We start from the raw sequence: 19,834 nt of genomic DNA on the forward strand, positions 1-19,834 counted from the left end.
CGGGAGGTGTCATGGCAGAGCGAGCGCCCTGCCCTGTCTGCGGCTGCGAGGACAGCCCGGACTACCTGCGGCGAGTGACCGACTGGTTCCATGCCCACTGGCTGTCCTGCCAGCGCTGTGGCTACCAGACCGCCACCCACCCTGCCTTCGAGAGCGCCGAGCGCGACTGGGACAAGGCCTCCACAGGCCGCCAGGCAGAAGAGGCAGGGCTGCTGGTGCCGGCCGTCCAGGTCTTCTCCATGCGCGACCTCGAGCTGCTGGAGTCGCTTCAGATGCAGGTGCCCGAGGGCGACTGTGCCCGAACCTACCTCGTGTCCCGGGATGCCCTGGAGCGCTGGAAAGAAGTCGCCCGCTTGGGCAGGGAGGAAGTGGACGAGACGCTGGCGCCAGCCGTGGCATCGGTCGAACGGGAGATCACCGCCCTGCTCCAGGCGCAGCAGGACGATGACTGACCCTCTGACGCCAGCCATTGAGGGATGGAGGAGGATAGACGTGACCCCTGACGGATTCATTGCGAACCCCAGGCAGAGCCAACCTGGCTGCCTCATCAAGCCTCGCCGACTTGTCGAAATGGCCGAGGAAGGGGCTGGGTCTGGCTGCGGACTTCACTACGAGCTTTATCACTCCGAGGTCGTGACGCAGCTTCGCCGCTGGCACGACATGTTGGGTGATCCCGCAGATCGAGACGCATTGATGGCGGCAGCCGAGCGTCGGGGTTTCCCCTTCGATGATGCTGACCTCCAGGCAGCACAAAAGGAACGCGAGACGTTACTGGCCGAGCTTCGGGAAGAGATGGAGTGACCCGGCCGCCCACCACTACTTGAGGAGAACCCATGGCGACATGCTTGTTCCATGTGACCGGGCCGGTGCAGGCCTACCAGATCGCGAAGGCGGGCCGGTATGTCCCGTTCTCGGTTGACCCGATGAACACGGATGCCTGCCTGAACCTGTATGCCACGGTGGTGCGCGGCAAGCCCGCCGCCCAGGCCCCGGATGGCCAGCAGGTGGAGGCAGCTGGCGCGGCCCTGGTGGTCGAGTGGGATGGCCCCGAGGAGGTGCTGTCGACCTGGCAAACCGTGCCCAAGCCCAATGTGCTCTACCACCAGCCCTGGGACCAGTACAAGCACGCTGACCCCCTGGAGGAGCCGGAAGCCTACTACCGGAGTCTCGTCGCGGCCGGCACCGATCACCATCTCAAGATTGTGGGCTTCAAGCTGGACGAGGAGACCGTGGAGGAGGCCTGGGTAGCCGGTGACCTGCCCGACGAGATGATGGGGCTCTGGCGTTTCGTCCCGAAGGCGCTCAGGCGTCTCAAGTCCGACCGGGGGATCAAGCGCATCTACGCGGCCATGCAAGGTGCCATCGGTGGTGGTGATAACGGCCGGACCCTGGTGGTGGATGGGTAGAACGAATCATGGAGCCCCTACCGGAGAGGCCTCTGTGACGTGCCCGGAGCTTCCCCGGGTGACAGCTGAGGGTGACCCACCCTCGGATAACAGAAGGGCGTGAGGCGCCCACACAACCTGAATAGAAGGGATGACACTATGCGAAAGCGGAACCTGATTGCCCTGCTGCCGGCCGCGGCGATGCTGACCCTCGCCGGCTGTGGCGGTGACAGCGCCGTGATCTCTGACCTCAAGGAGAAGACCTTTCCGGTGGGCTCCTCGCTGACCTATGAGCAGGCTCTGGATCGCCGGGCCGTGTGCGCCAGCACGAGCTGGGAGGTGATCGAGGACAGCCGTGGTCGTGAGGTGGTGCGGTACGAGTGCGACCTCGAGGGGGTCGACGGCTTCAATGAGCAGTTCGTCGCAGAGAGCAGCCTGCCCGAGGAGGAGCTGTCTCTGCTGAGTGGCGCCACCCATATCGTGGAGTGGTTCCACAACGAGGGTGAGTACGAGATGAAGGATACCCGCGTCGACTTCCACACCGAAGGCGAGCCCGATGAGACCCTGGAGATGAACCAGCGGATCTCCTACAAGATCGCCGTTACTGACGAGATTACCGGGCTACGCGAGCTTCTGGCGGTCTCCAGCGAGCTGCAATCCCCCTGGGGCTGGTAAGCCGCAGGCTCCACCCCACAAGCTGAAAGGCCCCCAGGATCACTCCCGGGGGCCTTTTTCATAGGTCGTTTGTCGATCTGTAGGTGCCATGGCGGATAGCCCTTGCCGATGGGTAACCGCTGTAGTCGATCCCTGTCGGGGAGCCATCACCGCTATACACGTCATAGTTGCCGAGATAGGACTTCTTGCTGGCGCCAGCAGCCGGCTTGTAGGCGACGACGATGAGAGACCAGACAGCGAGGAAGGCGATGATCCCCCAGCCAAGCCAGCCTAGCTGGGTGAGGCCAAGCGGCGGGAAGGTGTATGTCAGCGTGCCCAGCATGGCGATCCAGAAGAGGGTGGCCGCCCACTTGCTGTAGTGAATGACCTTGGCGATGGCCAAAAAGCCGCAGATGAACGCGGCGACCCCGAGAACCAGCGCCATCAACGTCATGCCCGTATCGTGGCTCGAAGCGAAGCCCCAAGAGGCCCAGGAGAGGCCGCCGAAACCGGCTGCGCAGAGGAGGAGCTTGATGATGAGTTCCATGGCGAGTGTCCCGTGTTCTTGTCCAGGCCAGTGATCCGATCATACCTACTTTCATGAGGACGCAAGCGCCTGCTGACGCGGAGCCCTCTCGCTGGCGTCGATCACTCCTCAGCGGTGGCCAAGCCAGCCTCGATGCTGCGCTGGGCGCGGCGCCGAAGGAAGGGCTGCGCCTGAGTGGCACCCTCGAGCCAGGCGGCATAGTGGTCGAGCATGTCCACCGCCCCGTCAGCGTCTGTCTCGATGTCGGCGATGATCGAGCAAACCGCCAGCGTCTGAGCCAGGGAGCTGCTGCCGGCCACGATCGCCCGCTCCTGCGCCAGCATCTCCTCCACGGTCGTTGCCTCGCTGGGCTCTTTCTCCGGGACGGCGGCCCGGACCAGATCCGCGACCTCGCTACCGAATACCTCGCGAATGTCCTCGATCATGGTGGCTGTGCGCTCGACAGCGGGCAGCAGCCAGGCCGCGGCCCGGGTCTCAGGCGAGGACAGGTTGGCCTGCTCGAGCAGCCGAAGCACTGCCCTGGGATGGGAGTTCTCCTCGAGGCCCGCCAGATTGGGGCGAATCTCTGATCCGGCATAGGCGCCGCGAGTGAACAGCCGGGCCTGAGCCTCGAGGGAGGCTGAGTCGATAGTCCAGCTCATGGGATTGTCTCCGGTTGGTCGCTTGATCCGTGTGCCTGGAGTTTACCTGCTGGCGCCAGGTCACCGCTCAGTGACGATTTCGCATGCGAAACTGAGGCCCCGGGCTGCCCCGGGGCCAGTTGGTGGGTTATCCCACCATCGCCAGCTGGAATTCATTGCTGGCCAGCTCAGGGCGGCCACCGTGGAAGGCCCACTGCATGACGCCTTCCTCGCGCAGCCGGGCGACCGCGGTGAGGCGGCGATCCAGCTCGCCACGGCGGCTGGCCGGGATGCTGACCACGCCACGCATGAGCAGCGAGTTGGCCACGCTCTCCGGGGCCTTCTCGGTGTCGGCCGCCAGCATGTCGCCCTCGATGCTCAGCATCTCCATGGCGCCCTCGGGGTCAACCTCGAGGCGAGAGCCGGTGGCCACCGTGACGCCAGCATGGGCCATGAGCGGGGTGGTGACAGAGCCCAGGGTCTCCCCTTCCAAGGGGTGCAGTGATTGGCCGCCTGCCTGAGCCGGGGCTGCGGTGCTGGCGCTGGGAATGGGGAAGCGCTTGCCCTGGTGGTGGACTTCGACCCAGGCGCGGGTGGCCTCCCACGGGCGCACCTGGATGCCACGGATTGCCCAGTTCCACTCGATCGCGACCAGCTCCTGCGGGGTGATGATCTGGAAGGCCGGGTTGTCAGAGCGCTCCATCTCCTCGGCGTCGAGGGTCAGGCAGGCCCGCAGCAGGTCCAGCAAGACTCGGCCGCTATAGCCAGCAGCGCTGATATTGATGTCGCCACCGTCTTTGATGTCGGTGCCGATGAAGTTCCGGGCGCCCACGTCATGACGCAGTGAGACGATGTACTGGCGCAGCGCCAGCAGCGGCGCCATCTCCGGGTTGTCCTTGGCCATGTTGGTGAGGCTTTCGTCAGACTTGCCGGCATACGGGCACGCCCAGCAGCCGGTGCGAGCGCCGCACGGGGTCCGCTTGCCGCTGTCGCCGACGATGGAGCACTCGCCGTTGGCGCTGTTGTAGACCTCCAGCACGTCCGCCAGAGAGGTGGCGTAGCTCGGGAAAGGCCCTCCCTGTCCAAAGGGCTGGGCGAACAGGATGTAGTCCCACACGTCGCTGGTCGTCCAATCGGCAATGGGGTAAGCCAGCAGGCGCCCCTGGTGATCCACCACGCCGCTCCCGGCGCCCTGGTCGGCCATGTTCGCCGCACGGCGAGCGGACTCCTCGAACCGGCTGCCCAGCAGAGTCACCTGACGCACTCCCTTGGGAAGGGACTTGGCATGCTGGCGCTTGAGCGTGTCGATCGGCTTGATCTTCCAGTCGACAGAGCAGTATTGGCTCTGCCCTTCGCTGGGCCAGGCCATTTGGCGGCGGCCACCCAGGACGCTCACCTGCCAGCTCTCGGCCAGGCTCGGCAAGGCCCACTGTGCCTTCAGGGGGATGGCGTGCTCGGCGCAGAACGTCCGCATGGCTCGCAGATGGCTGCCGACATGGCGCTCGATCACGGGGTTCTCGATGCCGGTGTTGGAGGTCACGGCCATGTGCTCGATGTCTGCACTCAGCTTCCCTTCCTGCGCCAGCTCGGCCAGGGCCGCCAGCGCGAGGCTGGTGACCACGGTGGAGTCCTTGCCGCCCGAATAGGCGATCAGCAGTGAGGTGGGTTGCTCGGTGACGATCGCCTTGAGGAGGTCGATAGCCTGACGCGCCCGCTGGGGCAGCGGCGCCGCGGTCGGCTCGAAAGTGGTCGGTGCTGCGGTTTCGGTGTCCAGGTTGATCGCCAGGTTCATGGTCTACTCCCTTCCCTTGTCGTTGTTCGGCTCGTGCGATGCGTGGTCGTGCTTCAGGCGCTGGCGCCTTGATGGACCTGGCCGACCAGCCGCGCCCCATCGGCGCTGTATTCGATGACGCCGACTTGCTCGTGAGGACGAGCACGGCGGGCCATCTTCTCGGCCTCGCGCTCGGCGACTTCCTGCACCGGGTAGGTCTGCGTTGAGATCGGCATCCACTGGTTCCCGGGCTCGCTCTGGCTGGAGAGGCCGGCGACGACATAGAGCGGGTGCATGATGTTGAGCTTCATGGGGCTTCCTCACGTTTGGATGTTGGTAGCTGGTTACAGGCGTTTCACGATGTCGTTGGGCGTCTCAGAGGTGGCCATGATTCTTCCGGTCTTGTGCCACCGCTCGGCGGTGCCGCAGCTGGCATAGCGCCCAGTGCAGTTGAAGTCGTGCCGGCTGGAAACCCGCTCGACCAGGACGCGCTCTCCGGCCCGGGTCAGGTAGTGGCCGGGCTCGACCACGATGGTGGGAAGAGAGAACAGGGGGATGAAGTAGGTCGTCATCGATGCTCGTCCTGTGTTGGCGCTATTCGGGAGGCCCTGGCCTCCACCTGATGACTGTTATTCTAGTGTGCAATGCACACTTTTTCAAGGAGGGCGCACACTTTTTTTGCCGGAAAGAAGATAGGTTTCCGATGTTCATGAATATCTATCAGGCGCTATCGTGGGGATGGGGCACACTTGCAAAGGTGTGCATTGCACATATAACATTCGCGTTATGTTCAAGCCGTGCAACCGGAGGCTATATGTCGGGTGAAGAGATGCGTGACCGCCAGCTGGCGACGATCAAGGGCCACGCCGAAATTCAGCGCCTCATCCGCGACAACGAGGAGGTCGCTCAGCTCGATCCTTGGACGACTATCGAGATTCATCAGGCTGTCGACCGCCTCGTAGGGATCGACCTCGATCTGAACGACCGAGAACTATTCGGCGAACTGCTGGCGCACTTCAACGCTGAGGAGGCCCAGGAGCCCGCGCCCGGGTCGGCGCTGGATCGTGCCCGCCAGCGCTGGGGGCTTGAGGCGTGACCCTTCCCTGGCGTCAGCAGAATGTCGCAGGCGCCTCCATGAACCTGGCCACTCGCCGAGGTGGGCGGCCCTGAGTGAGAGACGTAGATGAGCAAATCGGAGACATCGACCACATCGAACAACGAGGCCTTGCGCCAGCTCATGGAGCGCCATGGGCTGAAGCAAGAGCATGTCGCGACCCTGACGGGCTACAGCGTCGAGACGGTGAAGGGCTGGTTTGCCTCACCGGAGTCGACCCGCTATCGCACGGTGCGTAAGCCGGTACTGGAATCTGTGCGTCGGGCTATCGAGCTGGGCGAGCACTACAACCTGGAAGGTGTGAAGATCCCCAAGCCGAAGTCGTGATGGGGAGGGGCTGAGAAGGCAAGGAGGTGTTGAGATGGGAGCTGCGATCGCACATTACCACGTCATGTCGGAGCAAGAGCTGCGGTGCGAGTGCATTCGCCTGGCAAGACGTGTAGCCCGCCTGGAAGACGAGAAGGCCCAGGCCATTGAGCGCCGGGACCACTGGTTCAGAGAGCGCGAGCACGAACTGGATGCGAACGAACGGTTGCGGCAGCGGTTAGCCACACAGGGCGGAGTCGAGGCGAGACGCCTCGGCTGATCAACGCCTCACCCTGCTGTGGCTCAGCGCCAGCGATGTGGTAGCTCTGGGATCAGCGCCAGCTGGTCAATCGGCCCAGGTCGCAGCTGGATCATGCCATGACTGGCTAGCTCGCCCAGGAACTCAGCGACCGCGCCGAGAGGCCTGGGGAGTTGTGCCAGCGCCAGTATTCCAGGGTCATCGGAGAGCACCCGGTAATACTGGGCAGTATTCAGCAGCTCTTCGGCAGCCAGGAGAGGTCTCGCGGGTCGATAGCCGAATTCCTTGATGCAGCGCTCAACGTCGAGAATGGACACCCACTCCTGCTTGCGGAGGTGACTATGGGTATAGACTTCCTCGAAGAAGGCAACCAGCTTCCACTCCTGAGGCGACACGTTGAACATCCAGTCATAGGCAATGGAAGTCGCCAGGGCGCGTGGGGTCTCGGTGACCTCCATCTTCGCCATAGCGCGGGGCACATGGCGACGTGCCATCGGTAGCGCCAATCGCTCCGGCACAGAGGCATGACGCCATTGCGCCTCCAGATCCTGGCAAGCATTGAGGAGGTGCTGTGCTTTCCCGCGCATGCCGTCAAGGTCCAACTGGCTGCGCTCCTCTTCCCAGGCGAGTTGCTGGCGCTGCTTCTCCTCGGCCTCCCGGCGCTGCCTGGCCTCTGCCGCTTGTTGAAGTTCCCTTTGTGTTCGCTGGCGCCTCTCTTCTTCCTCCTGGCGGCGCTTCTTCTCGTCCTCCTGACGGCGCTTTTCGGCCGCCTCCTCCAGCTTCTGGTAGTGCGCCTCCATGCGGGCATAGTGTTCGCGGAGACGGCGACCCTCCTCCTCGCGCTCCTGGCGAGCTTTCTCGATGCGAGCGTTTTCTCGGTCGATGGCTTGCTGGAGTCTGGGCTGTAGAGCGGCTTCGGCCGCAGCGAGCTTGGGGTTCACGATCCAGTAGGCGCGTCCCCGGTCATAAACGTAAGACTCCAGCTCGGCCGGTGTCACTGTCCGGGGGATGTCGCCTAAATCGATCTCGATGCACCGTAGTCCTCTCGCTTCCAGACGACGCAGCTTCTCATCATCGATGTAGTGCGTTACGGCGACCTCGATCAGGATCTCGTTTCCTGCCAGGGTCACAATGAGGTCTGGGCGTATGTCGCCCAGGTGGTGCTCCAGTTTGGCCCTGTCGACCGGCTGACGATCGCACCCCTTGAAGATGACCTTGGACTCCCTGACCGAGTATCCCAGGCTGTCCTTACCCTCGAGTGATGCTTGCAAAAGAGGAACTGGAATCGCCAGGTTATCGGCAATCATCTGCTTTGCTGCGAGGTGAATGCCGGTTTCGGCGCCTCCGGCGCAGGGCCGGTTCCCGCCTGAATGGGCGAAGTGGTGCCGGTTCACCTCTCCCATACGAGCCGTCAGTGGCGACTTGCACTCAGGGCAGACGCAGCCGCAACGGCTCCCGCGTTCGCCTCGAGATAACTGGCTGACATGGACAAGGCGATCATCTCGCAGGCCATAGGGGATTTTGGCGTCGTAAGCCATGGGCAGCTGGCGCCAGCAAAGCCGGCAATTCCTTCTTGGCCAGGGTGTGTGGGAGGACTGGTTAAGCGGCAGCTAGGGCAAAGCGGCCTTCTACTACTAGCCGCCTGCCTTAGCCATGGGAGGCAGGAGCCTCCCATCTGTCATTTCGGGGGCTCTACCCCGACAAGGACAGCATCAACACCATGGGGTCGAATGGCGTCTCGATGAATCCGTGACGTTTGTAAAACGCCGCCGCCTCTTCATCAAGCGCGTGGACCAGCAATGCACGCACCGCAACATGCTCAGCAGCAGCGAGGGCGCGATCGACCGCTTCGGCCAGAAGGTCGGCACCGAGCCCAATCCCTTGGCAGCGCTGGTCTACCGCCAGCCTGCCCAGCACTACCACGGGTATTTCCGTGGGCATGTTGCGCTGCATCCTCTTGGGGGCGCTTTGGCGCATCACTGCCCCCGTGGCCAGCGATATATAGCCAGCCACCTGATCCCCGCTTTCATAACAGACCACATAGGTAACGGTCGCCCGACGCCTGGCGTTTTTCAATGCTCTCAACTTCAGGAAGTCATTGAGCGAGGGGCGGCCGCAGTCAAACTCAGATATATCATGGTGCTCCCCGAGTTTTTCGGGAGCCTTAATCTTTACGTCCAGCGTTTCTTTCGGTTCATCAGCTTCACTACACATGGGTTATCCTCGATAGGGGTTTCTAGCGCCCTTTCGAAGGCTTCAAACGAGTCGTCATCCAGCATAAATACCTGCCGATCCAGCAAAATATCTTCGGCACGGCGGCATGCTGCTTCGAGAACGAAACTGGTTCGATCTCCACCCAACTCGGCGACAGCCCTATCAATAAGGGCGCGTTTACGACTCTCAACGCGCATATTGAGAGGCAACAACTTGTCTCGCGCCTCTGCAACTTGGCTCATAATATTTACCTGCTCAGTGGATGGGCTATAAGCTCTCCTTTGACCCTGGCGGGCCGGTTTACATCCGCCGCGATTTGCATATCCGCAGCTTGTCCATGGCGATATTTGATTTACACATGTCTTTCTCCTTTTGGTTTATATCGTGCGAAGTAGCCAGGCTCTTCGTCATCGAGGTCAGCTGGCTTGGTCCAGTGACAAGGTTAAGATAGCACTCTGTAACGCTCATGTCTATACGTGTAGCCATAGGCGTTACTGGGGGGGGGGGGGGGGGGTAGGTTGCTGGCGCCCGGCGCCCCTTGGGATGTAAGGCTGGCTTGCAGCAATCCTGCTGTCTCTCCGATACTGTGCATATGTGGCTATGTTGGTATCTGGTGTTGGTCTGCGCCTATCGCTACGCGAAACCACGCTTCCTCGGTTGGCCTCGCGGTTTCAAACAACCGCCGCCATGCTAGGTAATTGGATAAATACGCCGTCCCCACCCCATGGAAACGCGACATCCAGCCCTTCAATCGGCTCATATAGCCGTTCACGTTCTGAATGTGGTATTCCTTGCCGAGCACGCGCTGGTTATCGAGTGTGATTAGACGATGGTGGGCAATGCCATGGTCAGCAGAGAAGGTTTTATACCAGCTGTGTCCGTCAGAACATAAAATCGAGTCGCGATCGATTATCGGCGCCAGGAATTCATGGACAGTCGACTTTTGGAGCGCCGGATCCACTAGCTCACTAATCTTCCCATTGCGATCACGTGCAATAAGCACCGGAATTTTATCCGCTTTTTTATTCTTTTTACCTTGCCCACCACGCTTTCTAGGTTTGCGGTGAGTGATATTACGCTTCCCCTTGCTGGACTCCGGGAAGTAGGTTTCGTCTACCTCGATGATGCCGGATAGTGGGGTGGCGTTTTCTTCAGCGCTCGTTTTCAGGAAGCGATGTCGCCACCGAAAGGCCGTCTTCAAATCAATGCCTACTCGGGCCGCCGAGACGCGCAACGTCAGACTGTCTCGCATGCAGCGCAGGTAGTCGAACCACTTGTCGCGGTGCTGCAGTTTGGCCAAGGGCGTGCCGGTGAGAGCATTGAACGTCTTGCGACAGTCGGGATTCCGGCAGCGATACCGCTGCAGGCCACCGCTGCGCCCCCACTTGGCAGGGTGTTCCGCGCCACAGTGCGGGCAGGGAAGGTGAGGTCTCACGGTGTCGAGCAGGGTATCCGCCTGGGCGCTTATTTGCCCAAGCAGCTGATCCGCTAGGTATTTCTTGAGATCAACAGGGAGAGAAGCCAGTGTCTTCTCAAGGGCTTGGAGGTCTGCTTGCTTCATGGCGTACTCCAGAGGCAAACTGCATATACAGTAGTTTATACAGTCTTTTTAAAGCACGCCAACACCAGATACCAACATAGCCGCATATGTACAGTTATGAGAGAGAGCCATGCCACCCCTTCAGCATGATGACGTTACCGCCTGGGGCCTTGAGATCCTGGGCCAATCGGCCTGCGATTCCCGCCATGCCCTGCCGCTGATGGCTGGGGAAGTGAGGGCCGGGTTCCCCATCCACGCCGACGCGGAGCTTGATCGTGTCCTGGACCTCACCGAGCACCTGATCCCTCACCCCAGCGCCAGCTACTTCTGCCGTGCCAAGGGCGACAGCATGGAAGGCCACGGTGTCTATGACGGGGATCTGCTCATCGTGGATCGATCGCTGGCGCCTGTGACGGGTGACATCATCGTGGTCGCCCTCGATGGGGAGCTGACCTGCAAGCAGCTGGGCCAGTGGCATGGCCAGCCGGCGTTGCTGTCGGGGAACCCCGAGTATCCGCCTATCGCGCTGCGTGGCGTGGAGTGTGAGACCTGGGGCGTGGTCACCCACAACATCCATTCCCATCGTCGCCGAGGCCGGTGATGATCGGGCACTGCGACTGCAACAACTTCTACGTCAGCTGCTTCCGAGTGTTCATGCCTGAGCTGGTGGGGCGCCCTGTAGGGGTGCTCTCCTCGGGAGATGGCTGCATCGTTGCCCGGTCGAACGAGCTGAAGGCGATGGGGGTCGCCAACGGCACGCCGGTATTCCAGCTGCCTCATGAGGTGCGCCGGAAGACCGTGTTGCTGAGTTCGGCCTATCCGCTGTTCGGGGAGTGCGCACGGCGGGTGGTGGCCACCATGCGGGCTTTCAGCGGTCCCGTGGAGCCCTACTCAATAGATGAGCAGTTCGTTGATTTCTCAGGGCTTTCCCTCGAGGCCATGCAAGCACACTCCCTTGAGCTGCGCCAGCAGGTTCAGCGCTGTACGGGCATCCCGGTATCGATCGGCGTGGCGCCCTCGCGCACCCTGGCGTTATCCGTAGAAACGCAAACTTGACTAAAAGCTCTATCAAGTATGTGTCCTGACTTGTGCAAGTAGTGATATTCACTAGAACCTCAAGCCCAGCCCGTTCACCCGGCAAAGCAAAACAACTGCGTCACTTCCTTGGTGAAAGTCTGAGCGCTGAGCTTGAGCCCCTCCACTATGGTCTGGTAGGGAAACAGTGATCTTGCTCAGTCACCATTGCCCACTCGCAGGGCCACGAAGTAGGCACGGCCGTCGCGGTTGAGCAGAACCGGCACCGTTTGGTCGTCCGGCAGGTTGGTCAGCAACTCCGTCAGCTGTTGCGGGCTCTCTATCGGTTGCTGGCCCAGGCTGACCAGCACATCGCCGGGGCGAATGCCAGCGGCAGCGGCATGGCCGGTCGGATCGACCTTGGCGATGCGCACCCCGTGATCAATGCCAAGCCGGCGCTGTTCCATGCTACTCAGCGGCTGAACCACGATCCCGAGGCGCACCGGGTCGCCATCGGATTGCTCGGGGCCGGCATTCGGCCACTCGCCGACCTCTAACGTGATGCGCTCTCGCTGGCCATCGCGCAACACTCTGAGGTCGACCTCCTCACCAGGACTCGTCTGACCGACCAGGCGCGGCAGCGTGGTGGAGTGGTCTACTTCCTGACTGTTGACTTCGAGAATGACATCACCTGCCTTGATCCCGCCTTCCGCCGCAGGGCTGCCGGGCTCGACCTGGGCGATCAGGGCACCCTCGGCCTGTTCCATGCCGAAGGACTCCGCCAGGTCCTTTGACACCGGCTGTATGCTGACGCCCAGCCAGCCGCGGCTCACATAGCCCTCTTCGCGCAGCTGGTTGGCCACGTCCAGCGCCACATCGATGGGAATGGCGAAGGAGAGGCCCATGTAGCCGCCGCTGCGGGTCAGAATCTGGGAGTTGATGCCCACAACCTCGCCATCAAGGTTGAACAGTGGACCGCCGGAGTTGCCAGGGTTGATCGCCACGTCGGTCTGGATGAAGGGAACGTAGACGTCCTGGGGCAGAGTGCGGTTGATAGCGCTGATGATGCCGGAGGTCACCGAGTGGTCGAAGCCGAAGGGGGAACCGATGGCGGCGACCCACTGGCCGACTTGAAGGTCGTCGGAGTTGCCCAGCTCCAGGGTAGGCAGGTTGTCGGTGTCGACCTTGAGCACCGCCACATCGGTCTTCTCGTCGGCCCCCACGAGCTCGGCCTCGAGTTCGCGACGGTCGTTGAGTCGCACCAGGATCTTGTCGGCGCCCTTGACCACGTGGGCGTTGGTCATGATGTAGCCGTCTTCATCGAAGATGAAGCCCGATCCCAGTGACTGACGTGGCTCCTCATTGCGATTGGGCGCACCGCCGGGTGGCATCGGGATGCGGTCGCCGAAGAACTCTTGAAAGATCTCTGGCACCTCCTGCCCCTCAAACTGCCGAGAGGACGTCATGGACCTCTCGACCTCCCGTGAGGTGGAGATGTTGACGACGGCTGGCGCGGCCTTGTCGACCAGCGCTGTGAAGTCTGGCAGCCGTGGCTCGGCGAGGACTGGCGTCGACAGCATCAAGAGTAAAGCTAGGCTCATCAGCCAGGTGTGCGAGTGAGGCTTGGGTATCACAATGAGCTCCTTCCGGGGCATGGGAGATGGTAACCATGTCTGGTACAGCGCCCACTATGCAAAGTTCCACCACGCCTAGCCCTGGCTCGGCATTCATTATAATTCGAGCTTGAACCTTGAGTTGGTATAGGTTTTATACTGCCGTGTCATCAGGTGACACCACAAGGATGACGCATGGGACATCATCACGATCATCCCCATCTTGACCCCACCTCTGGTGACCGTCGGGTGAGCATTGCCATCTGGGCCAACGGGATATTGACCGTTGCTCAGATTGTTGGGGGTATCCTGGCCGGAAGCCTCGCGCTGATCGCGGATGCGCTGCATAATTTTTCCGACATGGCTGCCCTTGTCATTGCCTTTGCGGCCCGCAAGATCGCGAGGCGACCACCTGACTCTCAGATGACGTTTGGCTATGGACGAATCGAGATTGTCGCTGCGCTGATCAACTACACGACCCTCATTCTTGTTGGGCTTTATCTAATTTATGAAGGCGTCATGCGCATGATCGATCCGCCAGAGATTCAGGGCTGGATAGTCGTCATCATCGGCATTGTCGCTCTTCTTGTCGACGCGCTAACGGCCTTGCTCACCTGGTCGATGCAAAAACATAGTGTCAACATTCGGGCTCTCTTCCTGCACAACCTGTCTGATGCGTTTGCGTCCATCGCGGTGATCATTGGGGGCTCGCTGATTCTGCTTTACGATATGCGCTGGGTAGACCCCGCGATTACGATCGGTATTGCACTCTATATTCTCTATCTTGCCTTTACGGAGATAGGTACCCCTATCCGGACACTGATGCTGGGCTCGCCACCCGATGTCGATGGTCAATCAGTCATTGATCTCCTGCGCAGCGTCGAAGGGGTTGAGGATGTGCATCATGTTCACCTATGGCAAATGCAGGAGAATACCGCCGCACTTGATTGCCACGTGGTGACGACGAGAGAAGGCTGGCAGCAGCTCGAGGCGATCAAGGCGGATATCAAGGCTCAACTGAAAGCGCGCTTTGACATTGGCCACTCCAGCTTGGAATTCGAGCATATTGATCATGCGCACGAGGGAGCCAATCTTTATGGGCATGGATGATACGCCACTATTCCCCGAATTAGGCACCCATCAGCGGTTGAGACCCACTCAGCAGTCCTCTGGTCGTGCTTTCCGCTTAACCATTTGAATTGGAGAAGTCAATGTACAAAAAAGCGACGTTTATCCTGGTTGGTGCGTTGATGCTGATCGCCCTTATCGTGATCGTAGCGAGACCCTCGCTGTTGGGCATGGGCGCCGAGGCGGCCAGCCAGGATGGCGCGCAGGCCGACAATTCGTTGGTGCGCTCACACTCGCCTGTTCTGGGGCCGGAAGAAGCGCCGGTGACCATCGTGGAGTTCTTCGACCCGGCCTGTGAGGCCTGCCGTGCCTTCTATCCGCTGACCAAGCGCATCCAGGAAGAGTATCCCGACCAAGTGCGGTTGGTGGTGCGCTACACGCCCTTCCACGGAGACGTGTCCGATACCGCCATTCGCGTGCTGGAAGTCGCCAGGCGCCAGGACGTCTTCCACCCGGTGCTGGAAGCGTTGCTGGCCCGGCAGAGCCAGTGGGCGGCTCATGGCAGCTTCGATGAGGCCGCTATTCTGGATATCGCCAGCGAGGCCGGTCTGGACAGGGCTGCAGCAGAGGAACAACTTGACTCCCCTGAGGTACAAGCGGTCATTGATCAGGACAAGGAAGACGTCAAGGCCAACCAGATCCGCCAGACGCCGACCTTTTTCGTCAATGGTGAGCTGTTGGACCCCTTCGGCATGCAGGAACTGGTCGACGCCGTCAATCGTGAGGTGACCGAGGTCGCTGGCGAGGACGATGCGTCATGACACGGCGCTGGTTGCTGCTAGGATTGGTGGGTCTGGGCCCTCTGCTGGCCGAGGCCCATTGGCAAGAGAACACCTTGCTATCCCCGAGCGAACCGGCATCGGCCAGGGCACAGGCTCTCGCACAGAGGGGCTCAGCGCCCTTGGCCGTTCAGCCACCCGAGAGCGTCGCCCAGGAGCTAACCGTGGCGCCTGGGGATACCCTGAACGCACTGCTGCAGCAGCTTGGCGTGAATGCCGAGACGCGCACCCAAGCGTCGACATCGCTGGCGGAGAGGTTCGACCCAAGACGCTTGCGGCCTGGAGACCGTCTCACTGTCACCTCTCTGACGACCGGACAGCCGGTGTCGGTGGCCATCGAGCGTGAGTCGGGTATTCAATACGTCGTTACGCTGGGGGAGCGGCCGTCAACGCGGATTGTCCCGCCTCGTCTCGACACCCGGACTCTGGGCCGTGAAGTGGACATCGAAACGTCACTCTATGCCGCCTTGGCGGCAGAGGGGATACCCACGCGTTTCGCCATGGACCTCGAGGTGCTGCTAGGCGGACTCATGGACACAGCCCGAGATATTTCGGGCGCGGAGCGCCTGCAGTTACTGTGGGAAGAGGATCGCCGAGAGGATGGCACGCGAGTCGGGCCTCCCCGTCTGACCTATATGGGATTGGCTGACCCGTCGGCACGACTGGAGATGGTGTGGCCGAAGGACCAGAGAGCCGCCGTGATGCTCTTCAAGGACGGTAGCCTTGTGGAAACGAAGCGGTTCCCGGTGCTCGGCGCACGCCTGACGTCCGCCTTCGGCAATCGACGCCATCCCGTTTACGGTGGGGTACGTCGTCATGACGGTGTCGACCTTGCCGCCCCTCGCGGCACCACGGTCATGGCGACGGCGCCGGGGCGGGTCTCCTTCGTCGGTCGCCGTGGAGGTTATGGTCGTGTCGTGGAGGTAGAGCACGAGATGGGCACTCTCAGTCGCTATACGCATCTCAGTCGCTTCGCCTCCGGCCTGTCGGTCGGGGACGCCATCAATGCCGGCGACACGCTGGGTGAAGTCGGGGCCTCCGGACTCACCACGGGGCCCAACCTGCACTACGAAGTGAGAGTGGGTGACCGACCTGTCGATCCCCTGGAGGAGGGGCAGCGCATCATTCTGGGGGAGTCACCGACACCCCAGGATTATCGAAGCGCGCTCTTCGAGGCTCGTGGTCGTCTGAAAAAAGCCATCGGTACGTCTGGTCTGGTCGCCTTGGATAATCGATAGGCCGCCAGGCTGGCTTGTTGTATGAGACGCAGCGGTGGCCATGTAATGGCTATCGTCGTGTGATTCAACATTCCCTGCAGTACCAATCCTCCAAAGGGGAAGGGTCTATGGAAGGTGTCTCTCCAGTCACGCTGGGGTTTTTGGGTAGTCTTGCCGCCGGTTCGATGACCGCGATCGGAGCGCTACCTATCCTGATCAGCAAGGCGCCCGATCGTGCCGTTCGCGACCTGGCACTCGGATTCGCCGCCGGTGTCATGCTGGCGGCGTCCTTCTTTTCACTGATCATTCCCTCCCTGGAAGCCTCTGGACTGCGCTATGGCGGTAGCGTCTTGCCTGCCGCCATTGCCTGCGCGTCGATACTGATGGGGATGGGGCTGGTCGCCCTGCTGAATGAGCGACTCCCCCACGAGCATTTCGAGCAGGGGCGTGAAGGGCCACAGGCGGCATCGCTTCGCCGAATCTGGCTGTTCATCATTGCCATCACGATCCACAACCTGCCAGAGGGTCTGGCGGTTGGTGTGGCCTTTGGAGCAGGGGGAAGCGAAGGGGGACTTCCCCTTGCCATCGGTATCGGCCTGCAGAATGCGCCGGAAGGCCTGGCGGTGGCAGTGGCATTGCTGGGTGAAGGCTATTCACGCTGGCGATCCTGGACCATTGCCTCCCTCACCGGGCTGGTAGAGCCGCTGGGTGGCCTGCTAGGTGCGGGAGTCGTCAGCATGTCACAAGTGCTGCTCCCCTGGGGGCTGGCCTTCGCCGCCGGCGCCATGCTCTATGTCATCAGCCATGAGATCATTCCCGAGACCCACCGAAGCGGCCACCAGAACAAGGCAACGCTGGGGCTCTCGGTGGGATTGGTACTCATGCTGTTCCTGGATGTCTCGCTGGGCTAGCATGCCGATCCGTCCAGATGCCTACCCCAGATCGTGAGCGCCTTCGTGGGCCCGGTCGCTGATACAAAGCTGATGATCGCTCAACACTTCGATGATCCGGCAGCTTTCGACCTTCCCCCCGGCACACTGGCTGACCATCCGTTTGAGCTCGTCACGCAGTGCGGAGAGCCGCTGCAACCGCGACTCGACCTCCTCCAGGTGGTGCTTGGCAATGGCGTCGACCTCCTGACACGGCATGTCGGGCTGGTCTGACATGGCCAGCAGTTCACGCACCGCTTCCACCGAGAAGCCGAAGTCCCGGGCATGGCGGATGAAGGTCAGCCGCCTGACGGCTTCCTCTCCGTAGCGGCGTTGACCGCCCTCGGTACGTGTCGCGTCGCTCACCAGCCCGATGCTCTCGTAATAGCGAACCGTTTCGGGCTTGCAGCCGGCACGCCGGGCCAGTTCGCCGATGCCGATTGCGTCGCTCGTCTCCGCCATCCTGAAGCCCTCCTGAATGGCTTGAATCTATAGTTGCTACAAGGTTTATCCTTCAGAAGATAACCCATCGCCAGGAGTGTCACCATGGAAAATTCGACATCCACGGCAACGTCAGCGGGCTTTACGCTACGAGTCGAAGGTATGGACTGCGGCGGCTGCGAGCGCAAGGTGGTGGCCGCGCTGGGTCGGCTGGAAGGCATCGAGGAGGTGTCGGCCAGCTCGGTGACCGGATCGGTCACCATACACCCCGAACCACACAGGGCTCCGTCTCATCAGTCGATCGAACGGATCCTTAACGAGCTTGGCTACCGGCTTGCCGCCCCTTCCGAGAAGGATGGGTCAGATACCCCCCCAGCGCCCTGGTGGCAGACCGCGAAGGGACGCCTGGTGCTCGTCACGGGGGGGCTGCTGGCTCTGGCCTTGGTCCTTCGCATGACCTGGCCGGACCTGGGGGGCTGGCCCTTCGTCGCCGCCACCCTGGTGGGCCTGGTGCCCATCGCCCAGGGCGCCTGGGGCGCACTGAAGATGCGCAACCCCTTCACCATCGAGATGCTGATGAGCATCGCCGCCCTGGGCGCCCTGGCCATCGATGCCGCGGCCGAGGCGGCGGTGGTGGTCTTCCTGTTCGCGGTGGGCGAACTGCTGGAGGGCGTGGCCGCCTCACGGGCACGCCGCAGCATCTCGGCGTTGGCCGACCTGACGCCGTCTACCGCGAGATTGATGGAGAATGGGGATGCCCGGGAGGTCTCGGCCGCTACGCTCACGCCTGGCCAGCGGGTACTGGTAAGGCCGGGCGACCGTGTGCCCTGCGATGGACGCATCCTGGCCGGCGAGTCCGATCTGGATGAGTCACCGATCAACGGAGAGTCGGTGCCCCGCTCGCGTGCCCCGGGTGACGACGTCTTCGCCGGCACGGTCAACCTCGATGCCACCCTGGAGGTGGAGGTAACCCGCGGCGCCGAGGACAACACCATCGCGCGGGTCATCCGCCTGGTGGAGGAGGCCCAGGCCGCCAAGGCACCGGTGGCCCGTTTCATCGATCGCTTCGCTTTCTACTACATGCCGGCGGTGGTGGGGCTCGCCCTGCTGATGGCGGTGGTGCCGCCGCTGGTCTCGACCATGGCCTGGTCGGAATCGGTCTATCGCGCCCTGGCCCTGCTGTTGATCGCCTGCCCCTGTGCCCTGGTGATCTCGACCCCCGCGGCGATCGCTGCCGGCCTCTCGGCGGGCGCCCGGCGGGGCCTGCTGATCAAGGGCGGCGCGGTACTCGAACAGCTGGGCAAGTTGCGCACGGTGGCGTTGGACAAGACCGGCACCCTCACCGCCGGCACTCCCCAGGTCACCGACGTGGAAGACTGGGCTACCGGCCAGGGCGAAAACGAGATCCTGAGACTGGCAGCGGCGATGGAACGTGATTCTAGCCATCCCATCGCGACGGCCATCTTCTCGCATGCACAGAAACTGGGCCTTTCCATCCCCCAGACGAACGGTAACCGCGCCCTTTCGGGGCGTGGCGTCGCCGGTTGGATCGAGGACCGAGAGCTGAGCCTGGTCGCCCCTCGGCACCTGACAGCGCCGACCTCTCTCGATGACGGTCTGCGTGCCCGAATCGCCGAGCTGGAACATGCCGGCAAGAGTCTCGCCCTGCTGGTCGAGAACGAGCGTCCCCTGGGGCTGATCGCCGTACGCGATGAGCCGCGTGAGGACGCCCGGGAGGGGCTAACGGCGCTGTCACGCCTGGGCGTGCAGGCAGTGATGCTCAGCGGTGACAATGCGCGTACCGCCGCTGCCATCGGTGACAGCCTGGGCATCGAGGCGCATGGCGAGCTGATGCCCGAGGACAAGGCGCAGCGTGTTCGTGACTGGCAGGCCGACGGCCGAGGCCCCGTCGGCAAGGTAGGTGACGGCATCAACGATGCCCCGGCATTGGCGGCAGCCGATGTGGGCATCGCCATGGGCGGCGGCACCGACGTGGCACTGGAAACGGCGGATGCGGCGCTGCTCAAGAACCGCGTCGGTGGCATCGCCGAGCTGATCGACCTGTCCCGGGCCACGCTGCGCAACGTCAAGACCAACGTCGCCCTGGCGCTGGGCCTGAAGGCCATCTTCCTGGTGACCACGGCATTGGGCATCACCGGCATGTGGATCGCGGTGATGGCGGATACCGGCGCCACCGTGCTGGTGACCTTGAACGCCATGCGGCTGCTGGGCTATCGCTTCTCGCCAGGCAATGCCACGACTGGCTCGGCAAGCCCGCGCTATCAGGCAGCCACGACATGACA

25 protein-coding genes are annotated in these 19,834 nt (G+C 62.3%); 14 read left to right on the forward strand and 11 right to left on the reverse strand.

The window, feature by feature from the left end; all coding sequences use genetic code 11:
- The first annotated feature begins 11 nt into the window (after positions 1–11).
- The 4 genes from HZS81_RS13940 to HZS81_RS13955 all read left to right on the forward strand — a co-directional run bounded on the left by HZS81_RS13940 (position 12) and on the right by HZS81_RS13955 (position 2,060).
- On the forward strand, positions 12–452 hold the full coding sequence (locus HZS81_RS13940; protein WP_053857264.1) for a hypothetical protein: 441 nt from the start codon (positions 12–14) through the stop codon (positions 450–452).
- A gap of 40 nt (positions 453–492) precedes the next feature.
- Positions 493–801: a hypothetical protein gene (locus HZS81_RS13945; protein ID WP_022524181.1), complete on the forward strand. Its 309-nt coding sequence runs from the start codon at positions 493–495 to the stop codon at positions 799–801.
- Positions 802–833: 32 nt separating this feature from the next.
- Positions 834–1,406, forward strand: a complete 573-nt coding sequence (locus HZS81_RS13950) for a hypothetical protein (protein ID WP_179931176.1) — start codon at positions 834–836, stop codon at positions 1,404–1,406.
- A 138-nt stretch (positions 1,407–1,544) separates the two neighbouring features.
- Positions 1,545–2,060, forward strand: coding sequence for a hypothetical protein (locus tag HZS81_RS13955; protein ID WP_022524183.1), 516 nt, complete (start codon positions 1,545–1,547; stop codon positions 2,058–2,060).
- A 58-nt stretch (positions 2,061–2,118) separates the two neighbouring features.
- On the opposite strand, the gene HZS81_RS13960 is transcribed toward HZS81_RS13955, so the two are convergent.
- From HZS81_RS13960 to HZS81_RS13980, 5 genes are all read right to left on the reverse strand, one after another.
- The gene (locus HZS81_RS13960) at positions 2,119–2,586 is read right to left on the reverse strand and encodes a hypothetical protein (RefSeq protein WP_022524184.1); all 468 of its coding nucleotides are present in this window, start codon (positions 2,584–2,586) and stop codon (positions 2,119–2,121) included.
- A gap of 101 nt (positions 2,587–2,687) precedes the next feature.
- On the reverse strand, positions 2,688–3,227 hold the full coding sequence (locus tag HZS81_RS13965; RefSeq protein WP_022524186.1) for an HD domain-containing protein: 540 nt from the start codon (positions 3,225–3,227) through the stop codon (positions 2,688–2,690).
- A 127-nt stretch (positions 3,228–3,354) separates the two neighbouring features.
- Positions 3,355–4,998, reverse strand: coding sequence for a phosphoadenosine phosphosulfate reductase domain-containing protein (locus tag HZS81_RS13970; protein WP_179931177.1), 1,644 nt, complete (start codon positions 4,996–4,998; stop codon positions 3,355–3,357).
- Positions 4,999–5,051: 53 nt separating this feature from the next.
- Positions 5,052–5,288, reverse strand: coding sequence for a hypothetical protein (locus tag HZS81_RS13975; RefSeq protein WP_022524188.1), 237 nt, complete (start codon positions 5,286–5,288; stop codon positions 5,052–5,054).
- 33 nt (positions 5,289–5,321) lie between these two features.
- On the reverse strand, positions 5,322–5,549 hold the full coding sequence (locus tag HZS81_RS13980) for a hypothetical protein (protein WP_022524189.1): 228 nt from the start codon (positions 5,547–5,549) through the stop codon (positions 5,322–5,324).
- A 242-nt stretch (positions 5,550–5,791) separates the two neighbouring features.
- On the opposite strand from HZS81_RS13980, the gene HZS81_RS13985 reads away from it, so the two are divergent.
- The 3 genes from HZS81_RS13985 (at position 5,792) to HZS81_RS13995 (ending at position 6,677) form a co-directional block, all read left to right on the forward strand.
- Positions 5,792–6,073, forward strand: a complete 282-nt coding sequence (locus tag HZS81_RS13985) for a hypothetical protein (RefSeq protein ID WP_022524190.1) — start codon at positions 5,792–5,794, stop codon at positions 6,071–6,073.
- Positions 6,074–6,160: 87 nt separating this feature from the next.
- Positions 6,161–6,418 carry a helix-turn-helix domain-containing protein gene (locus tag HZS81_RS13990; RefSeq protein WP_022524191.1) on the forward strand — a complete coding sequence of 86 codons (258 nt, stop codon included), beginning with the start codon at positions 6,161–6,163 and terminating at the stop codon, positions 6,416–6,418.
- A 34-nt stretch (positions 6,419–6,452) separates the two neighbouring features.
- Positions 6,453–6,677, forward strand: coding sequence for a hypothetical protein (locus tag HZS81_RS13995; RefSeq protein WP_022524192.1), 225 nt, complete (start codon positions 6,453–6,455; stop codon positions 6,675–6,677).
- A gap of 23 nt (positions 6,678–6,700) precedes the next feature.
- Here the strand turns inward: HZS81_RS13995 and HZS81_RS14000 are convergent, their stop codons facing one another.
- The 4 genes from HZS81_RS14000 to HZS81_RS14015 form a co-directional block, all read right to left on the reverse strand.
- On the reverse strand, positions 6,701–8,194 hold the full coding sequence (locus HZS81_RS14000) for a competence protein CoiA family protein (protein WP_022524193.1): 1,494 nt from the start codon (positions 8,192–8,194) through the stop codon (positions 6,701–6,703).
- A 154-nt stretch (positions 8,195–8,348) separates the two neighbouring features.
- On the reverse strand, positions 8,349–8,870 hold the full coding sequence (locus HZS81_RS14005) for a GNAT family N-acetyltransferase (RefSeq protein ID WP_022524194.1): 522 nt from the start codon (positions 8,868–8,870) through the stop codon (positions 8,349–8,351).
- The gene (locus tag HZS81_RS14010; RefSeq protein WP_022524195.1) at positions 8,828–9,112 is read right to left on the reverse strand and encodes a type II toxin-antitoxin system TacA family antitoxin; all 285 of its coding nucleotides are present in this window, start codon (positions 9,110–9,112) and stop codon (positions 8,828–8,830) included. Before HZS81_RS14010 ends, HZS81_RS14005 begins: the two co-directional genes overlap by 43 nt.
- Before the next feature lie 356 nt (positions 9,113–9,468).
- On the reverse strand, positions 9,469–10,431 hold the full coding sequence (locus HZS81_RS14015) for an IS1595 family transposase (protein WP_179931178.1): 963 nt from the start codon (positions 10,429–10,431) through the stop codon (positions 9,469–9,471).
- A gap of 109 nt (positions 10,432–10,540) precedes the next feature.
- Between HZS81_RS14015 and HZS81_RS14020 the strand changes: the two genes are divergently transcribed.
- Together HZS81_RS14020 and HZS81_RS14025 are read left to right on the forward strand one after the other, a co-directional pair.
- Positions 10,541–11,011 carry a LexA family protein gene (locus tag HZS81_RS14020; protein ID WP_179931179.1) on the forward strand — a complete coding sequence of 157 codons (471 nt, stop codon included), beginning with the start codon at positions 10,541–10,543 and terminating at the stop codon, positions 11,009–11,011.
- Positions 11,011–11,466: a Y-family DNA polymerase gene (locus HZS81_RS14025; RefSeq protein WP_179931180.1), complete on the forward strand. Its 456-nt coding sequence runs from the start codon at positions 11,011–11,013 to the stop codon at positions 11,464–11,466. Before HZS81_RS14020 ends, HZS81_RS14025 begins: the two co-directional genes overlap by 1 nt.
- Before the next feature lie 176 nt (positions 11,467–11,642).
- Here HZS81_RS14025 and HZS81_RS14030 read toward each other — a convergent pair whose 3' ends face one another.
- Positions 11,643–13,025 (reverse strand): DegQ family serine endoprotease, encoded by a 1,383-nt coding sequence (locus HZS81_RS14030; RefSeq protein WP_241697515.1) that lies wholly within the window; start codon positions 13,023–13,025, stop codon positions 11,643–11,645.
- A 207-nt stretch (positions 13,026–13,232) separates the two neighbouring features.
- Between HZS81_RS14030 and HZS81_RS14035 the strand changes: the two genes are divergently transcribed.
- The 4 genes from HZS81_RS14035 to HZS81_RS14050 all read left to right on the forward strand — a co-directional run bounded on the left by HZS81_RS14035 (position 13,233) and on the right by HZS81_RS14050 (position 17,072).
- Entirely contained in the window at positions 13,233–14,147 is a 915-nt protein-coding gene (locus tag HZS81_RS14035) for a cation diffusion facilitator family transporter (RefSeq protein WP_089680903.1), read from the forward strand.
- 89 nt (positions 14,148–14,236) lie between these two features.
- Complete coding sequence (locus tag HZS81_RS14040) at positions 14,237–14,926, forward strand: DsbA family protein (RefSeq protein WP_241697512.1); 690 nt, start codon at positions 14,237–14,239, stop codon at positions 14,924–14,926.
- Between the two features lie 182 nt (positions 14,927–15,108).
- Positions 15,109–16,182, forward strand: coding sequence for a peptidoglycan DD-metalloendopeptidase family protein (locus tag HZS81_RS18240; RefSeq protein WP_179931181.1), 1,074 nt, complete (start codon positions 15,109–15,111; stop codon positions 16,180–16,182).
- 107 nt (positions 16,183–16,289) lie between these two features.
- The gene (locus HZS81_RS14050) at positions 16,290–17,072 is read left to right on the forward strand and encodes a ZIP family metal transporter (protein ID WP_152483047.1); all 783 of its coding nucleotides are present in this window, start codon (positions 16,290–16,292) and stop codon (positions 17,070–17,072) included.
- Between the two features lie 21 nt (positions 17,073–17,093).
- Here the strand turns inward: HZS81_RS14050 and HZS81_RS14055 are convergent, their stop codons facing one another.
- Positions 17,094–17,552: a MerR family transcriptional regulator gene (locus tag HZS81_RS14055; RefSeq protein WP_179931182.1), complete on the reverse strand. Its 459-nt coding sequence runs from the start codon at positions 17,550–17,552 to the stop codon at positions 17,094–17,096.
- Positions 17,553–17,636: 84 nt separating this feature from the next.
- Here HZS81_RS14055 and HZS81_RS14060 point away from each other — a divergent pair, with 84 nt between their 5' ends.
- Positions 17,637–19,832: a heavy metal translocating P-type ATPase gene (locus HZS81_RS14060; protein ID WP_179931183.1), complete on the forward strand. Its 2,196-nt coding sequence runs from the start codon at positions 17,637–17,639 to the stop codon at positions 19,830–19,832.
- The last annotated feature ends 2 nt before the right edge of the window (positions 19,833–19,834 follow it).

The sequence above is a fragment of the Vreelandella salicampi genome (genome assembly GCF_013415105.1).
Lineage (GTDB): Bacteria > Pseudomonadota > Gammaproteobacteria > Pseudomonadales > Halomonadaceae > Vreelandella > Vreelandella salicampi.

Coding starts and splice junctions, on each gene's coding strand:
- HZS81_RS13940 (WP_053857264.1), top strand. CDS start 12: ATGGCAGAGCGAGCGCCCTGCCCTGTCTGCGGCTGCGAGGACAGCCCG.
- HZS81_RS13950 (WP_179931176.1), top strand. CDS start 834: ATGGCGACATGCTTGTTCCATGTGACCGGGCCGGTGCAGGCCTACCAG.
- HZS81_RS13955 (WP_022524183.1), top strand. CDS start 1,545: ATGCGAAAGCGGAACCTGATTGCCCTGCTGCCGGCCGCGGCGATGCTG.
- HZS81_RS13960 (WP_022524184.1), bottom strand. CDS start 2,586: ATGGAACTCATCATCAAGCTCCTCCTCTGCGCAGCCGGTTTCGGCGGC.
- HZS81_RS13965 (WP_022524186.1), bottom strand. CDS start 3,227: ATGAGCTGGACTATCGACTCAGCCTCCCTCGAGGCTCAGGCCCGGCTG.
- HZS81_RS13970 (WP_179931177.1), bottom strand. CDS start 4,998: ATGAACCTGGCGATCAACCTGGACACCGAAACCGCAGCACCGACCACT.
- HZS81_RS13975 (WP_022524188.1), bottom strand. CDS start 5,288: ATGAAGCTCAACATCATGCACCCGCTCTATGTCGTCGCCGGCCTCTCC.
- HZS81_RS13980 (WP_022524189.1), bottom strand. CDS start 5,549: ATGACGACCTACTTCATCCCCCTGTTCTCTCTTCCCACCATCGTGGTC.
- HZS81_RS13985 (WP_022524190.1), top strand. CDS start 5,792: ATGTCGGGTGAAGAGATGCGTGACCGCCAGCTGGCGACGATCAAGGGC.
- HZS81_RS13990 (WP_022524191.1), top strand. CDS start 6,161: ATGAGCAAATCGGAGACATCGACCACATCGAACAACGAGGCCTTGCGC.
- HZS81_RS13995 (WP_022524192.1), top strand. CDS start 6,453: ATGGGAGCTGCGATCGCACATTACCACGTCATGTCGGAGCAAGAGCTG.
- HZS81_RS14000 (WP_022524193.1), bottom strand. CDS start 8,194: ATGGCTTACGACGCCAAAATCCCCTATGGCCTGCGAGATGATCGCCTT.
- HZS81_RS14005 (WP_022524194.1), bottom strand. CDS start 8,870: ATGTGTAGTGAAGCTGATGAACCGAAAGAAACGCTGGACGTAAAGATT.
- HZS81_RS14010 (WP_022524195.1), bottom strand. CDS start 9,112: ATGAGCCAAGTTGCAGAGGCGCGAGACAAGTTGTTGCCTCTCAATATG.
- HZS81_RS14015 (WP_179931178.1), bottom strand. CDS start 10,431: ATGAAGCAAGCAGACCTCCAAGCCCTTGAGAAGACACTGGCTTCTCTC.
- HZS81_RS14020 (WP_179931179.1), top strand. CDS start 10,541: ATGCCACCCCTTCAGCATGATGACGTTACCGCCTGGGGCCTTGAGATC.
- HZS81_RS14025 (WP_179931180.1), top strand. CDS start 11,011: ATGATCGGGCACTGCGACTGCAACAACTTCTACGTCAGCTGCTTCCGA.
- HZS81_RS14030 (WP_241697515.1), bottom strand. CDS start 13,025: ATGAGCCTAGCTTTACTCTTGATGCTGTCGACGCCAGTCCTCGCCGAG.
- HZS81_RS14035 (WP_089680903.1), top strand. CDS start 13,233: ATGGGACATCATCACGATCATCCCCATCTTGACCCCACCTCTGGTGAC.
- HZS81_RS14050 (WP_152483047.1), top strand. CDS start 16,290: ATGGAAGGTGTCTCTCCAGTCACGCTGGGGTTTTTGGGTAGTCTTGCC.
- HZS81_RS14055 (WP_179931182.1), bottom strand. CDS start 17,552: ATGGCGGAGACGAGCGACGCAATCGGCATCGGCGAACTGGCCCGGCGT.
- HZS81_RS14060 (WP_179931183.1), top strand. CDS start 17,637: ATGGAAAATTCGACATCCACGGCAACGTCAGCGGGCTTTACGCTACGA.